This window comes from Dietzia sp. HMSC21D01, from assembly GCF_001815995.1.
GTDB lineage: Bacteria > Actinomycetota > Actinomycetes > Mycobacteriales > Mycobacteriaceae > Dietzia > Dietzia cinnamea.
Genome location: NZ_KV823776.1, coordinates 1 through 1,005, shown reverse-complemented (window position 1 = coordinate 1,005; position 1,005 = coordinate 1). Strand labels below are relative to the sequence as shown.

Genomic DNA, 1,005 nt, shown 5'->3' with positions numbered 1-1,005 from the left:
CGGGTGGTGCGGGACTCGCGGACGCGGGCGGCCGGCCGGGAAAGCGCGACGACCGCGCCGGACGTGTCCTCGACGACGGGAGCGAACCCGTGAGCGCGCAGCGCCTCGACCAGGTCGAGCGGTCGGGCCTGGGAGACCAGGACGGTGGGCGCCACCGAGCGCAGCGCGGCGCTCTCCGCCACCGGCGAGCCGAGGACCTGCGCGACGAGGGACGGATCGTCGCAGCGGATGAACGACAGGGCGGTGCCCACCCGCAGGCGCCCGTGGCGGCGGGCGACGTCCTCGATCAGGTAGTCCAGCGACTGCGGGACAGGGGTGACGGACGTGCGGGCGAGCATCTCGCGGGTGCCTGCGGCCGTGCGTCCTGCGTCGAGCGCGCGGCGCAGGGACGTCTCGGTGACGCGGTAGGTGGTGGCGGCGCCGGCGGACTCGACGTCGGCGAGGAGGGCGAACTCCGCCGCCAGCTCCGGGGTGAGGGGGCCGGGGGCGAGGATCGTCAGGTCAGCCTGGACGATGACCTCCGACACCGGGTCGGGCAACGCGGCGGTGAGGATCGGTTCGAGGTCCTCGACGACCGCGCCGCCGGAACCGCCGGAGACACCCGCGCCGGAGCCCCCCGCGCCGGAGCCCCCCGCGCCGTGGGACGCGCCGTGGGTGGCGTCGACCAGGTGGCGGGCGGCCGAGGTCGCCACGGTCCCGACGACGAGTCCCATCCGTCGTGCCTCGGCCACGGTCTCCGAGACGGGCCGCGTACCCGCGCGTGAGAACCACACCGGCGCCGACCAGCGCACCACCTCGGGCAGCAGGGCGTCGGCGGGTTCGGCCGCGGGGTCCAGGGCGGCCAGCGCCTTCAGGACGCGACCGCGTTCCGTCGGTCCGGGCGGGCCGACGGGCTCGCCCAGTGCGGGCAGGGTCCCGCCGCCCTCGAGCTCGGAGCCGACGCGCCACGGGGTGCGCGGCATCGACCACCACGCCACGACCAGCTCGGCCCAGCGGCGGGCGGGG

The 1,005-nt window shown here is 77.3% G+C and carries 1 protein-coding gene; it reads right to left on the bottom strand.

Annotated elements, in window-relative coordinates; all coding sequences use genetic code 11:
- On the bottom strand, window positions 1-1,005 hold a 1,005-nt coding region (locus HMPREF3086_RS03915; protein WP_168169045.1), incomplete at both ends, for a helicase-associated domain-containing protein.